Consider the following 13,353-nt stretch of genomic DNA (forward strand, 5'->3'; position numbering starts at 1 on the left):
CAATTTCAAGTCATTCTAACTGCTCGGTTAACTCTTTTTCCTTTTTTCCTTCGAAATCGTCTCTATCACGCCCAAGAAGATTAAAATAAATATGAGTTATTCTATCCTCATCTATTTTATCATCATCTTCCAGTTCTTCTTGTGCTATAGTGTTATCTACTTCAAGTTCTTCTTGTTCTATAGTGTTACTTACTTCAAGTTCTTCCTGAGTTTGTTTTTTTAGGTCTTGTTCTTTTTTTGCAATTAAGCGTTTTGCTCGCTCTTTTTTTGCTTGTTCTACTCTCTCTTGCTCTCTTTCGGCCTCAATTTTTAAAAATCGTTCGAATAAAGGACTAATGCGAGCTGTACCATGATGACGTTGTCCCTGTGTCCCAAAGCGGTATTCAATAGGGCCATTACGATTGTAGTTGTAATGCCTTATTGTGGATAAACTGGTTCCATGCTGTGGTTTATAATCATCAGACATCATGGCCGTTAATCGACCTAAAGCTGAACCTTCATAGGATGGTGATTTGGAATTTTGATTGATAGGTGTTTCTTTATCGCTTACATGATGTGAAATGGATTTTTCAATGCTTGGTGAATTTGGCGTCTGATTTAGAGTAATTTCTTTAATATTCTCAAATGTATCTTCTAGGATATGATTATCATTAGCATATAGAGAGCAAATAAAATCATCTAAAGCATTAAGTTCTTCTTTAAGTGCTTGGGCTTTTTTGTTTAGTATTTCATCTAAAGGTAATACCTCGGGTTCTTTATTATTATAGTCAATTACTCCAATTTTCTTTATGGAATCTAAAAATCCCAAAACTCCGATGAATCTTCGCTGTAAATGTGAAGGGAAAATCTGTTGTTGGGATTGAAGAATATCTTTCTGTACTTCAATTCGTGCGGATTCAGTATTCAAATCATATTTGGCTTTATCATAAATAGTTTCAATATTCTCTTCGAGATAAGCAAAAAATTGTTTGTATAAATCACCATATGGATAGCTAGGATCATAATCTTCTTTTTTTTTATCTTGAAGTGACGATAACGCTGTAGCCATATCTGGTGGCAGTGATTTTAATTCAATTACTGCTTTAGGGAGTTTTATATTCCTTAAGTAGTTAAAGCAGTTTTTATTATGCAGTTTATCACTGGTTATTGATTTAGTTTCTTCTTTTGAACCAAACATAATATTCTCGAATGATAAATATATAAATATTAAAGCTTTATATTTATAGTCTAGACCTAATTTATTAAAAGAATATTAAGTTTTTACATATATATTTTGTTATTTATAAAGGATAAAAAAATGTGGCTTCATGCTTGTTATAAAACATATTAATAAGAAATGAATTAGGTATTTCTTGAAATTTTTTTATTGTAGCCAACTCAATTTCTCCTTGTAATTTTATGGTAAAAATCAGTTGTTTTGCTTTTCCCGACTCTATCCATTTCATGATGAGCGCATACGCTCGCTCAGGATAACAGGCCACATCTGATAAAACCCAATCATAACTGTGTTCCCACTGCATGGGATCTATAGCGAAGGCACTTTGTTGCAAGTAGTTAATGCGTGGTAGTTTGGCAATTTTAGGGTCTAATAAAGCTTTATCCACAGCAGTTACAGATGCTCCCAGTGTTTGCATGACATAGGTCCATCCTCCTGGAGAAGCGCCTAAATCCAGGGCTTTATCACCTGGTTTTGGATACTTCCCTAATAGCGTCAATGCTTCCCAAAGTTTTAAGTAGGCTCGATTCGGAGGATTTATTTTATCTTCAATAAAATAGCATACTCCATGCGGCCATTTTTTCTGGCGTTTTGCGCTATAAATTAAAGTATTTTTATCTAATAAGCTAAAAGCACCTATTGATGGAATTTCAGATTCAATAGGAAAATGACGCATGAGGGGGGGAACTTGACGTAATTGTTCTTCGATTAGTCGAGAGCGTCTGATGTTAGAAATAGGGTGCAAGTACCAAAATTTTCCTGCTTGACGAAGAATTCGTACGGCTTCTGAAATTGATTGGAAAGTTACTGTTTGAGGTTCTAACCAAATATCTTGAGCAAAGCATACATCCAGTTTTTTATGAGGGGAAAAAACCAAATCTTCTATAATGTGTGACACTTCACCTAGTTCTTCAGATAGTAATGTAAGAAATTCTGGTTTAGCGACATAAATCGCAGCAATTTTATCCATAAGTTGAACTTAAAATAAGGTTTAAAAAAACGATATATTATCATTATGACCATATAAGAAACGAGACTGCAAAGATAAAAAACATTTGAAGAGCCATGACAATGATATTTTGCATCTGATCTGTAATATACTGAATGAGGTGAATAAAATTCTATATCGACTAAAGGGAATTAAAATGGAAAAGAAAACTGTTCTTATTACAGGGGCTCTTACAGGAATCGGTAAAGCAACCGCTTTTGCATTTGCTCAGGAAGGTGCAAATGTCATAATTTCTGGGCGTAAACAAGAAGTTGGTGATTCTCTAGCTAAAGACCTCCGAGCCCTTGGTGCGGATGTACTATTCATTCGAGCTGATGTTCGTTACGATGATGAAGTTAACGCACTTATAGAGAGTACAGTAAAACATTTCGGTCGTTTGGATGTTGCCGTCAACAATGCAGGCGTAGAGGGATTCGTCGCGCCATTTGTAGAACAAACTATAGAGAATTATCATTCGATCTTTGATACGAATGTGTTTGGTGTCTTTTTAAGCATTAAGCATGAGCTTAAAATTATGATACCACAAGGATCTGGATGCATTATCAATCTTTCATCACTTGCGGGTCAAAAAGCGGTTCCGGGCGGAGCAGTTTATTGTGCCTCAAAACATGCTGTGGAAGGATTTACCAAAGTCGCTGCACTTGAAGCGGCAGCTGCTAATGTTCGCGTCAATGCAATTGCCCCAGGTCCGATTAGTACGGATATGTTCGATCGTTTTGTAGGCACAGAAGAAAATAAATCTGCTTTTCTGGAAATGGTGCCTCTAAAACGGGTTGGTCTTCCTGAAGAGATAGCACAAACAATTGTTTTTCTGGCTTCAGATAAAGCACCATATATTACTGGTAAAGTGATTGGAGTGGATGGTGGTATGGCCTAATTTAGGGCCGTAATGTCTGGAATGCATTTCGCTTCAGTTCATTTCTATGAAAGTGAAATGCTGACTCCAAATAAGCTAAGTAAAAAATCTGATTGGCGTGAGGGTTTATGAGATAATATATATTAGGACTTTTCCATATAATTTTCTCTAGATTCAAGACCCAAGGCTGCGCCAAATTTCTGTGCCGCAGAAATGAAACTGCAAAAAGCAATTAATTCCGCAATTTCCGCCTCAGAGAAATATTTTTTTAAGCGAAGGATTTCGTTTTTATCAATGGACTGGGTAATTGAAAACAGATTAGCAAACCTTAATGCCTCAACAAGTCGATCTCCTTGTGGATTTTGATCCGGTGGCCCGGCTTTTGCCATACAATACTGGCATTGATTATTAAATGCTAAAGCGCGCCTTACTTGCTCCAAAAAATCAGCATTAAATGTGTTGCTCTTTAAAAAAACCATCTCCAATTTTCCCCATTGATCCAGTACTTCTGGGGCATGCCCCAAAAGACGTTCAAAAGGAGATGTTCCATATTCTGATAACTGGATAAATGACATAGTATATTTTACCTGCTGTTTCTCATCTGATATAAAAGTATATGTATAAAAGTGTGTATTTTAAATATGTAGCGAAATCTTATGATCTCTCGATTGGATTATTGATGAAAAAGACAATCTGTCTTTTTCATCAATGATTACTTTATTTCACATATACAGTGCTTGCTGCAGGACCATCATTACTTCTTGCTTCAACAAAACTAACTCTTTTTCCTACTTCTAATTTATCGAAATCATAATCGATTACACTTTTACTGGTAAAACGAAGTCTTCTGCCATCAATTGTTTCAATAAAACCATAATCAGCCAGAGGCGCTATTTCACGAACAAGTCCTATTGGTGGAAGTTCGTGATGTTTTATTTCACCACGTTGTTTATGAACGTATTTTTGCAGTTGCCGTGTCATAGCAAGAAATTTATCTCTTATCGCTACATAAACGTCTTCATAAGCGTGATTTTCTGCAAGATCTCGATTGACTACGAGTTCTGCATTTGGAACAACAAGATCAATACGCACATGAAAAATTCTCCCTTTATTGTGATGTCGATGCGTTTCAATGCTTACGTTACAACTAATAATACCGTCAAAATACTTCCCTAATTTTTCAGCATGCTTGCGTACATTACTCTCAATAGCTTTTGAATACCTTAGATTATTGAATATTATTTGTATAGGAAAATATGCTGAATTGTTCATTGTTTGCTCCTTATATCACATACATCAATATCGTTTATTTAAAACTATATTCTCTGTTTTGCTTCTTTTTTTTGCTGAATTTTTATTACATCAACCATTTTGACCATTGTCTCTGCTAGAATTTCAATAAAATCATCCAGAGTAATTATACCTATAAGCGTTTTGTCATTATTGACAACCGGTAAACGACGTATTTTTTTTGAATGCATTATTTCAAGCGCATCAAAAAGACTGTCATTCTCAAAGACGCAACTAAAAGGTTCTGTGAGAATATCTCGGACTAACAATGAGTCAGGTTTAACACCTGCGGCCATAACTTCGACGACTAAGTCACGATCAGTAACAATACCTATTGGTATCTTCCTATTTTCTTGTTCCTCGAGTAAAACCAAGTCGCCAACATGATGGGAACGCATGAGCTCTGCAGCATTTTTTACTGATTCATAGTCATTGATGACAACTACATCCCGGTTACAGTATTCGCCAACTCTCATAAAGGTCTCCCAAAATAATAGTTGTTATCGTTTTTTGCTTTGTAAACAAAGTACTTTTCGAGATAGAAAATGTTTCATATTCACTAGGTCGAACAACGAAATGACCGCAGGGAATGAACGTTTAATAATTTTACTAACTGTTTTTAGTATAGTATATAAAACCTGGATTCGGGCTAACTCGACTGAATTGACAATGATTTTATGCTGAAATAGAAGATATAGATGGATGTTTTTTGAAAAAACGACAATGAAATAGAGAAAGATTTATAAGTAAAAACAACATAGCTAACCCTAAAGATAAAAATAGTCCAGTTTTTGATAAAATAAGAATAAATAAAATTAAAATAGAGCGTATTATTTCAAAAAATAGGATTTTTTGTTTGCCATTGGCAATTGAGCCAAGCGTGTAAAGGGTGAATAAAATAAATGCTCCAATCAGCCATGAGCCCAGAGAGTTTAAAATGAAAATAAATGAAAGATAAGCGTATAAGACTATTGCAAGGGCTATATTTAATAACATGTATAATTTAGGAGATTCGCTGTTTTTCGGATTCACCATTCTTTTGGAAATGTTTTGATTCTGCTGTCGTAAACGATGAATTACCCATTCTGGAGGCATAAAAAATGCTTGAATGATGTTCAGCTTATTTTTCAGATTTTTTCCATAATACAATATATCTTTAATTACTTTAACATTGGCATAAAAAGGATTCCATGAGTCCAGCGGTTCAGTTACCCCGTATTCTACAGCAGTATTTTCTGGCTCAAAGGTGCCAAAAAGTTTGTCCCATATAATCAAACTTCCTGCAAAGTTTTTGTCTATATATTGCGGGTTTATACCATGATGCACTCTATGATGAGAGGGTGTATTGAATATTTTTTCAAACCACCCCATTCGCTTAATTGATTGAGTATGAATCCAAAATTGATAAATAGTATTGCTTGAAGCGACTAAAACAAACATCCAGGTTGGAAAGCCTAACAAAGCCAGAGGCAGATAAAAAATCCAAGATGTTAGAGTTTGAAAATAGCCCTGTCTTAGGGCAACTGATAAATTATAATTTTCACTTTGATGATGAACCGAGTGTCCTATCCAAAGGAAATTACATCGATGGCTTGATCGATGATACCAGTAATAACAAAAATCGACACCAAACCAGAGCATGATCCAGGAAATAATATGATGAGAATTTATATTAAACAAAGCAAAATGCTCATATAAATAATAGTAACCAAAAACTATTAAACTTCTTACTGGTAGTGCAGCAATTTCCTCGAGTATGCCAGTGCTCAAATTATTAATAGAATCATTAAATTGATATAGACCAGATTTTTTGTAATAGGCAATGCTCCATTCAATTCCAATTAAAATTAGAAATATTGGTGCAGCAAATACCGTTAAATTAATATCCATATCAATCCTTTCGCTTGAGATGAGCCAAGATAGAACTAATTTTTATTTTCTTCTAATCGTATTATGGTTGTAAATGCTGATATTAATGTTTATCTTCTTTTATTCAAGAAACATCACAAATTCAGTATTGATGCAATCAAATGAGTACCTCATCACTAGTCTTGCGTGATTTTATATAATTCATATATTCAGTTTGATAGCCAATGCATGCTGGCAAGTGGGCCACAGAGCTAATGGTGTATCTGATAGGGAGCTCCGAAGATTCATTATTTAACGAGCGATTATTAATAAAACAATAATCGATTCCAAAGTTTTTTGCTCCATAACCATCACTAATAATGGAGTCACCTACCATTAGCATCGAATTTTTTTCAATTACTTGTTTGCGCTTGCTAGTAATTTCTTGTATGGCAATATTAAAAATTTCTATGTTAGGTTTCGCCACACCAACTTCATCAGAAACTATATAACAGTCAAACCAATTATTTAACTGAAGTCGTTGCCTTTTTTCTCCTTGTGCCTCGATGAAACCATTGGTGATAATACCTAAAATATGTCCTTTTTGATGTAAAAATTCAATAGCCGTTCTTACGTTAGGTATCCAATGTGCATGAATACAAAGATTGATATCATATTCATCAGCAATCACCTCAACAGGAGTAGAGCAAGAGAGCTTTTGGTTTAACTGTACGAATCGCAATAACCTGACATCGCTTGGCATGAGTGAATTTTTTTCAGACCCAACTTGATTCCATAAACACGTATTAATTTCTTTATAAAGATGCTCAAAAAGAGTGTATTCCACTTTTGAGTAGAATTTTTTGTAGATATTTATCAATCCCATGCGTTGGGAATAGGTAAAATCAATGAGCGTATCATCTAGATCAAATAAAATAACTTGATAAGGCATTTATGAATCCTGATTATTCATCTACATCCAAAGATGCAAGTACCAGTTCACGATACATTGTCCCCAGAATAATGAAATTAATCCGCTTACACACAAAAAGGGACCAAATGGAATTGCAGTATCTTTGGTTTTACCTTGTAAACTTAAATACAATAAGCCAATAATTGTACCACTAATTGAGGAAAGAAGGAGAATTAGCGGTAAAAATACCCAACCAAACCATGCTCCAAATGCAGCAAATAATTTAAAATCTCCATTGCCCATACCTATTTTTCCGGTAAATAAATAAAATATTTTGATAAATATCCATAATCCCATGTAGGCTCCTGCAGCACTAAGAACTGCTTGAGGTAAGGAAGCAAACAGATTTTGAGTATTCGCAATAAGACCTATCCACAATAAACTTAAGGTAAGACTATCAGGTAAAATTTGATGGTCCAGGTCTATAAAAATTAAACAAATTAAAATCCAAATAGCAATCAATACAAAAATCAATTGTAAGGTAAAGCCGAAATGCCAACTCGCATATAATGAAAGGAGCATGGTACCTAATTCAATTAAAGGATAGCGGATAGAGATAGGGGTTTTACATTGGTAACATCGTCCACGTAAAAATAAATAGCTTAAAATCGGGACATTTTGCCAAGCTTTAACCATGGCTTTACATGAGGGGCAAAAAGATCTTGGGAAAAATAAATTAATTGGTTGTTGTTCTTCATCCTTGCCGCCAACCAGTTCATTATATTGTTGTTTCCATTCTCGTTCTAACATGATGGGCAAGCGGTAAATAATTACGTTAAGCAAACTACCTACTGCAAGCGAAAATAGAGCAATTAGAAGGTACATAAACCAAGTATGATTACTAATAAGGTCATATATCATTGAACGGTCCTGCAAAAATATCCAGGTGCAGCGAAGCGAAACCCGGATTTTAGGTCATAAATTTCCTGGAGTTCCCTTCGCTGCACCCAGGCTATAAGCTATTAGCATATAATTATTGGATGTTTTATATCGCAGATCCCAGTTTAAAGATGGGTAAATACATTGCAACAACAAGTCCACCGACCAAGACACCTAGAACACACATAATAATTGGTTCTAATAAACTGCTCAGTGAGTCGACTGCATTATCAACATCCTCTTCATAAAAATCAGCCACCTTACTTAACATTTTTTCTAGAGCACCTGATTCCTCACCAATCGCAACCATTTGGATCACCATATTGGGGAATAATTGGGTGTTCTCCATGGCTTTATTCATTTGTTGCCCAGTGGATACCTCTTCTCTAATATTATCGGTAGCCTTTGCAAAAATAATATTCCCCGTGGCACCCGCTACGGATTTAAGCGCCTCAACTAAAGGCAAGCCAGCAGCAAAAGTAATTGATAGAGTTCTTGCAAAACGAGCAATCGCCGCTTTTTCAATAATAGGGCCAATTACTGGTATTTTTAGCAGGGTTTTATCTACATTTTGTGCAAATTTCGGTGAGTGCTTTTCAGCATAGATAAAAGCATAAATCCCACCACCCACAACTCCAAAAATTAAATACCAATAGGATTGAAAAAATTTGGACATACTCACTACTGCCTGGGTCATTGCAGGTAAGTCTGCACCAAAACCTTTAAATAAAGCTTCAAATTGTGGGACAACGAAAATAAGTAAGCCAGCAGTAACCAAAAAAGCAACTACTAACACGGCGAGGGGATAGGTTAATGCCTTTTTAATTTTCTTTTTTATTGTTTCTATTTTTTCCTTATAGGTTGCAACTTTATCGAGCATGATATCCAGAGAACCCGATTTCTCGCCGGCTTCCACCAAATTGCAAAATAAATCATTAAAGTGCGCTGGGAATTTTTTTAGTGATTCCGAGAGCGTTAGCCCTGTTTCAACATCTCGCTTAATCGTTTCAATTAATTCTTTAAATCGCTTATTGGATTGACCTTTTGCAACAATATCAAAGGATTGTACTAAAGGGATCCCTGATTCAATCATTGTCGCTAATTGGCGACTAAATACGGTTATATCTGCTGATTTTATTTTTTTGCTTTTTAGACCAAATAGAGGTGCGCGTTTTTTAGCAATTTTATTAACAACAATTCCCTGCCTTCGTAATTCCATTTTGGCTAAAGCAAGACTCCGGGCCTCAATATCTCCATTTATTTTTTGAGCTGCTTTATTAACTCCGGTGTAATGAAAAGTTAAAGCAGTATTGGCATTTTTTTTCATTTTTATGCAGTTAATCAACGGTTACCCGATTGACTTCCTCAATAGTTGTAATACCTTGCTTTATCTTCTCAAGTCCGGATTGATAAATAGTAATCATCCCTTCTTCCTGAGCAATCTTTAATATTTCTAAGGAATTTCCTCCTGCCATGATGATCTGGCCAAGTTTTTTAGTCATAGGCAATACCTCAAACAATCCTATTCTTCCACGATATCCGCTCGTACACCGAGCGCATCCACCGGCTTTGTACAACTTAATTCCCTCTAAATCCGTTTCGGTAAAACCTAATTCTAATAACCCTGGTCTGTTGAAGTCATCTCTTAAGACTTTACAATGTTCACATAATTTGCGAGCTAAACGCTGAGCAATAATAAGTGTTACGGAGCTGGCCACATTAAATGTTGCAATTCCCATATTAACTAAACGGTTTAATGTTTCAGCTGCACTATTCGTATGCAATGTTGAGAGTACAAGATGTCCTGTTTGGGCTGCTTTAACTGCTATTTCAGCTGTTTCCAAATCACGTATCTCGCCAACCATGATGATATCAGGGTCTTGACGTAAAAAAGAACGCAATGCATTAGAAAAGGTTAACCCTGCTTTAGGGTTGATATTAACCTGATTAATTCCTGCTACTTTAATTTCGACGGGATCTTCGGCAGTGGAAATATTGACTTCTTTAGTATTAAGAATATTTAATGCGGTATATAAAGTTACGGTTTTACCACTTCCGGTTGGACCTGTTACCAGGATCATTCCTTGAGGTCGTTCAATTGAATGTTTAAAATATTCTTTTTGAATAGGGCTAAAACCTAACGCTTCAATGCCTAATTTTGCAGAACCCGGATCCAAGATTCTCATAACAACTTTTTCACCTGAGGTAGTAGGGCAGGTGCTTACACGAAAATCGATGGATCTGGTTTTTGATATTTTCATTTTAAAACCACCATCCTGAGGAATTCGTCTTTCAGAAATATCCAAATTAGACATGATTTTTATTCGTGCAGTAATTCGTGTAGCTAAAGTTCCAGGAGGAGTCGCAATTTCGTGCAAAATACCATCTTGACGATATCGTATCCGATACTCTTTTTCATAGGGCTCAAAATGGATGTCAGAAGCTCCTTGTTTGATGGCATCAAGAAGTATTTTATTAACGAATTTAACTATAGGGGCATCCTCTGTTATCGAAGTAATAATAGTTGAATCACGCTCTTCTTCTTCCTCCTCATTGATAATAATTCCATCGAACTCAGCGGTATCTCCAACAAATTCGGATAATCCTTCAGTTTCCTTTACGGTGAGTAAATGATCAATTAGTGCACTGAGCTTATCTGCCTCAACGATAATTGCATGTATATTAAGACCCGTATGGAATTGGATCTCCTTTAAAGATACTTGTTTGCTTGGATCCTCTGTTGCAAGATATAAGTTATTTCCTCGGCAAAATAGAGGAACCATTGAATGACGACGAATTAACTTTTCATTTACCAGATTTGTAGGAATGGAATCGATGTCAATGCAATCCAGGTCCAGCATAGGTGCACCAAAATTATGAGCTGCTGTGAGTGCAATTTGTGTGGCTGGTAAAATGTTGTTTTTAACAAGGTATTGAACTAAAGATATCTTTTCTGCAGCGGCATTTTTACAGAATTCTATAGCTTGTGGTTTATCCAAAAGCTTTTCAAGAACAAACAATTGTCCTATTCCATATAATTTAAAATCATCGCTTCCTAACATAAGTTCCAATAAATTTTTTTAATAATATTAAATATAGTTAATCCATTTGATAAATTCACGTGTTCATTAATATTCGTGTTGTTCAAATACAGTATGCATGGTGAAAGGTAATGGCATAAAAATCGTCAAATATTTCATTTGTCCAGAATGGATGGGTTCCACTACATCCACTGATACAATATTTAAACGCAAAAAATGGATTGTATGTATATGAAACTCGTTGTATTGTAGTTTAATTCAGGATTAACTATTTTAAAAGGCATTATTTTGTTGATTGACCGACAAATTAAACAATATCGCGCCCTGAATAAATGGTTTCAATCACCTCTTGGGCTTTTTGCTGCGCATGAGTTTTTAGTAAATCTTGAACATGAAAGTGACTATTCACGCGGTGAGACATTACTGCAATTGGGAAATTGTGGTGACAATATATGGCTAAAAAAATTTAATCATGTTCATAAGTGGATTGCCTCTCCTTTTTATATCGCTAATAAAGTCCACATTGAATGTGCCTTACATCAGCTTCCACTCGATCGTAATAGTGTTGATTGTATTATTGTACCACTCACGCTTGAACCTTTTGCTAACAGTTTTAGCCTGATTGATGAAATTGATCGCGTTCTTAATCCAATGGGTTTTGTTATTTTACTAAGTATTAATCCTTGGAGTCTGTGGGGTGGGGCAATGAAAACCGGGTTGCTGCACTGTTACAGTGATCAAAAAGTTAAAATGCGTACCCCGTTTAACTTAAATCGAATTTTTTTGCAAAGGGGATACAGACAGTATTCTCTTAGCAATTTTTGTTATATTCCTCCTGTTAATAACTCCTCATTAATTAAAAAATTTACTTTTTTGGATGAAATAGGCAAAATGCTTTGGCCTTTTCCTTCTGGTTTTTACTGTTACATTGCTCAAAAATATCAGGTTATAGAACCTGTATTAAAGCTAAATCCTGCTGAATCTCCAATCAAAGATTATCAGGCTCCATTGCAGCCGGTTATTTTTTCTTCTCAGAGCGCAGGTCTTTATCCCTCTGATAAAATACAAAATAATATAGATTATTGATCCTTTAGTTTAAAGGTCATATCAAGTTGATTAGGTGTTTTCATTTCTGTTGAGTAACCTTATCAAATGTTATTAACCCATTTATCAGTGTTTTTGACTTGAACTATCAAATTGCTCTTGAGTAATGGTTTCTTTTGCGAGTAATAGTGGATGCACGCTAATTTAATTTGAATAGAGTGCCTTTGTTTTTGTATAATTTGCTTTGCCATAAAAATAGGTTAATTTTATGAATAAAAAAACGATATTCAGAATCACTTTTGCTAATCAAGAAGCAATTTATGAGATTTATGCGCGTTCAATTAAAGAAAGTGAGATGTTTGGGTTTCTCGAGGTCGAAGAATTGGTGTTTGGTGAGCAAACAGCATTAGTTGTTGACCCTTCTGAAGAACGATTAAAGATTGAATTCAATGGTGTAAAGCGAACATTTATTCCGATGCATTCAATCTATCGTATCGATGAAGTTACAAAACAAGGGACAGCCAAAGTAAAAGATAATCCAGGCTATGGAAGTAAAGTTAGCCCTTTTCCTGGAACAGGAAAAATAAAAGATTAAATGTATACCTATAACCTGCTCTGTCCCGAGGACTCATAATGACAATCCCAGATAAAATTAAAGAAGTTTACGAAAAATCATCTTGTTTGTTTACAACTAATGAAGTTGAAGCCGCTCTTGATCGAATGGCAATTAATATACATAAGGAATTGCAAGATCAAAATCCAGTTCTTGTGTGTGTGATGGTAGGGGGGTTAGTCCTTTTAGGCAATTTGCTTCCACGATTGGATTTTCCTTTAGAAGTAGATTACGTGCATGCAACTCGCTATCGAGGCGAGACTAGAGGTGGAGATATTGTTTGGAAGGTAAAGCCATCTGCTAATTTACAAGGCAGGACCGTTCTTGTTGTTGATGACATTCTTGATGGTGGTGTTACGCTGGCGGCAATTATCGATGAAATAAAATCTTTGGGAGCCGAAAAAGTATACAGCGCTGTCTTGGTTGATAAATACCGGAAACGTGTCCCAAATGGACTGAAAAAAGCTGATTTTGTAGGCTTACAAGTCGAAGATCATTATATATTTGGATATGGTATGGATTACAATGAATACCTGAGAAATGCACCAGGAATTTTTGTAGTACATCCTGAGCATGAATAATCA

The 13,353-nt window shown here is 35.3% G+C and carries 14 protein-coding genes; 4 read left to right on the forward strand and 10 right to left on the reverse strand.

What is annotated here, in order from left to right; all coding sequences use genetic code 11:
* Nucleotides 1-10 precede the first annotated feature (10 nt).
* Both BW930_RS09380 and BW930_RS09385 read right to left on the reverse strand, forming a co-directional pair.
* Entirely contained in the window at nt 11-1,177 is a 1,167-nt protein-coding gene (locus BW930_RS09380) for a hypothetical protein (protein WP_058468909.1), read from the reverse strand.
* A 103-nt stretch (nt 1,178-1,280) separates the two neighbouring features.
* Nucleotides 1,281-2,186, reverse strand: coding sequence for an SAM-dependent methyltransferase (locus BW930_RS09385; RefSeq protein WP_058468908.1), 906 nt, complete (start codon nt 2,184-2,186; stop codon nt 1,281-1,283).
* A gap of 139 nt (nt 2,187-2,325) precedes the next feature.
* Between BW930_RS09385 and BW930_RS09390 the strand changes: the two genes are divergently transcribed.
* Nucleotides 2,326-3,102, forward strand: coding sequence for an SDR family NAD(P)-dependent oxidoreductase (locus BW930_RS09390; protein ID WP_238587898.1), 777 nt, complete (start codon nt 2,326-2,328; stop codon nt 3,100-3,102).
* 122 nt (nt 3,103-3,224) lie between these two features.
* Here BW930_RS09390 and BW930_RS09395 read toward each other — a convergent pair whose 3' ends face one another.
* The 8 genes from BW930_RS09395 to pilB all read right to left on the reverse strand — a co-directional run bounded on the left by BW930_RS09395 (nt 3,225) and on the right by pilB (nt 11,133).
* The gene (locus BW930_RS09395) at nt 3,225-3,656 is read right to left on the reverse strand and encodes a carboxymuconolactone decarboxylase family protein (protein WP_058468906.1); all 432 of its coding nucleotides are present in this window, start codon (nt 3,654-3,656) and stop codon (nt 3,225-3,227) included.
* Nucleotides 3,657-3,798: 142 nt separating this feature from the next.
* The gene (locus BW930_RS09400) at nt 3,799-4,353 is read right to left on the reverse strand and encodes an HPF/RaiA family ribosome-associated protein (protein ID WP_058468905.1); all 555 of its coding nucleotides are present in this window, start codon (nt 4,351-4,353) and stop codon (nt 3,799-3,801) included.
* A gap of 44 nt (nt 4,354-4,397) precedes the next feature.
* Complete coding sequence (locus tag BW930_RS09405; RefSeq protein WP_058468904.1) at nt 4,398-4,847, reverse strand: CBS domain-containing protein; 450 nt, start codon at nt 4,845-4,847, stop codon at nt 4,398-4,400.
* A gap of 199 nt (nt 4,848-5,046) precedes the next feature.
* Nucleotides 5,047-6,261 carry a sterol desaturase family protein gene (locus BW930_RS09410; RefSeq protein ID WP_058468903.1) on the reverse strand — a complete coding sequence of 405 codons (1,215 nt, stop codon included), beginning with the start codon at nt 6,259-6,261 and terminating at the stop codon, nt 5,047-5,049.
* A gap of 136 nt (nt 6,262-6,397) precedes the next feature.
* Nucleotides 6,398-7,171, reverse strand: a complete 774-nt coding sequence (locus BW930_RS09415; protein WP_058468902.1) for an HAD family hydrolase — start codon at nt 7,169-7,171, stop codon at nt 6,398-6,400.
* A gap of 21 nt (nt 7,172-7,192) precedes the next feature.
* Nucleotides 7,193-8,053, reverse strand: a complete 861-nt coding sequence (locus BW930_RS09420) for a prepilin peptidase (RefSeq protein WP_058468901.1) — start codon at nt 8,051-8,053, stop codon at nt 7,193-7,195.
* A gap of 124 nt (nt 8,054-8,177) precedes the next feature.
* On the reverse strand, nt 8,178-9,398 hold the full coding sequence (locus BW930_RS09425; protein ID WP_058468900.1) for a type II secretion system F family protein: 1,221 nt from the start codon (nt 9,396-9,398) through the stop codon (nt 8,178-8,180).
* 10 nt (nt 9,399-9,408) lie between these two features.
* Nucleotides 9,409-11,133, reverse strand: a complete 1,725-nt coding sequence (gene pilB / locus BW930_RS09430) for a type IV-A pilus assembly ATPase PilB (RefSeq protein ID WP_058468899.1) — start codon at nt 11,131-11,133, stop codon at nt 9,409-9,411.
* Nucleotides 11,134-11,400: 267 nt separating this feature from the next.
* On the opposite strand from pilB, the gene BW930_RS09435 reads away from it, so the two are divergent.
* The 3 genes from BW930_RS09435 (at nt 11,401) to BW930_RS09445 (ending at nt 13,350) form a co-directional block, all read left to right on the forward strand.
* Nucleotides 11,401-12,198, forward strand: a complete 798-nt coding sequence (locus BW930_RS09435; protein ID WP_058468898.1) for a methyltransferase domain-containing protein — start codon at nt 11,401-11,403, stop codon at nt 12,196-12,198.
* 226 nt (nt 12,199-12,424) lie between these two features.
* The gene (locus tag BW930_RS09440) at nt 12,425-12,751 is read left to right on the forward strand and encodes a DUF1820 family protein (protein WP_058468897.1); all 327 of its coding nucleotides are present in this window, start codon (nt 12,425-12,427) and stop codon (nt 12,749-12,751) included.
* A 38-nt stretch (nt 12,752-12,789) separates the two neighbouring features.
* The gene (locus BW930_RS09445) at nt 12,790-13,350 is read left to right on the forward strand and encodes a hypoxanthine-guanine phosphoribosyltransferase (protein ID WP_058468896.1); all 561 of its coding nucleotides are present in this window, start codon (nt 12,790-12,792) and stop codon (nt 13,348-13,350) included.
* Nucleotides 13,351-13,353 lie beyond the last annotated feature (3 nt).

The organism is Fluoribacter gormanii (genome assembly GCF_900156395.1).
Classification (GTDB): Bacteria; Pseudomonadota; Gammaproteobacteria; order Legionellales; family Legionellaceae; genus Legionella; species Legionella gormanii.

Bases quoted from the DNA above. Each gene is read 5' to 3' on its own strand.
- BW930_RS09380 (WP_058468909.1), bottom strand. From the start codon at position 1,177: ATGTTTGGTTCAAAAGAAGAAACTAAATCAATAACCAGTGATAAACTG.
- BW930_RS09385 (WP_058468908.1), bottom strand. From the start codon at position 2,186: ATGGATAAAATTGCTGCGATTTATGTCGCTAAACCAGAATTTCTTACA.
- BW930_RS09395 (WP_058468906.1), bottom strand. From the start codon at position 3,656: ATGTCATTTATCCAGTTATCAGAATATGGAACATCTCCTTTTGAACGT.
- BW930_RS09400 (WP_058468905.1), bottom strand. From the start codon at position 4,353: ATGAACAATTCAGCATATTTTCCTATACAAATAATATTCAATAATCTA.
- BW930_RS09405 (WP_058468904.1), bottom strand. From the start codon at position 4,847: ATGAGAGTTGGCGAATACTGTAACCGGGATGTAGTTGTCATCAATGAC.
- BW930_RS09410 (WP_058468903.1), bottom strand. From the start codon at position 6,261: ATGGATATTAATTTAACGGTATTTGCTGCACCAATATTTCTAATTTTA.
- BW930_RS09415 (WP_058468902.1), bottom strand. From the start codon at position 7,171: ATGCCTTATCAAGTTATTTTATTTGATCTAGATGATACGCTCATTGAT.
- BW930_RS09420 (WP_058468901.1), bottom strand. From the start codon at position 8,053: ATGATATATGACCTTATTAGTAATCATACTTGGTTTATGTACCTTCTA.
- BW930_RS09425 (WP_058468900.1), bottom strand. From the start codon at position 9,398: ATGAAAAAAAATGCCAATACTGCTTTAACTTTTCATTACACCGGAGTT.
- pilB (WP_058468899.1), bottom strand. From the start codon at position 11,133: ATGTTAGGAAGCGATGATTTTAAATTATATGGAATAGGACAATTGTTT.
- BW930_RS09440 (WP_058468897.1), top strand. From the start codon at position 12,425: ATGAATAAAAAAACGATATTCAGAATCACTTTTGCTAATCAAGAAGCA.
- BW930_RS09445 (WP_058468896.1), top strand. From the start codon at position 12,790: ATGACAATCCCAGATAAAATTAAAGAAGTTTACGAAAAATCATCTTGT.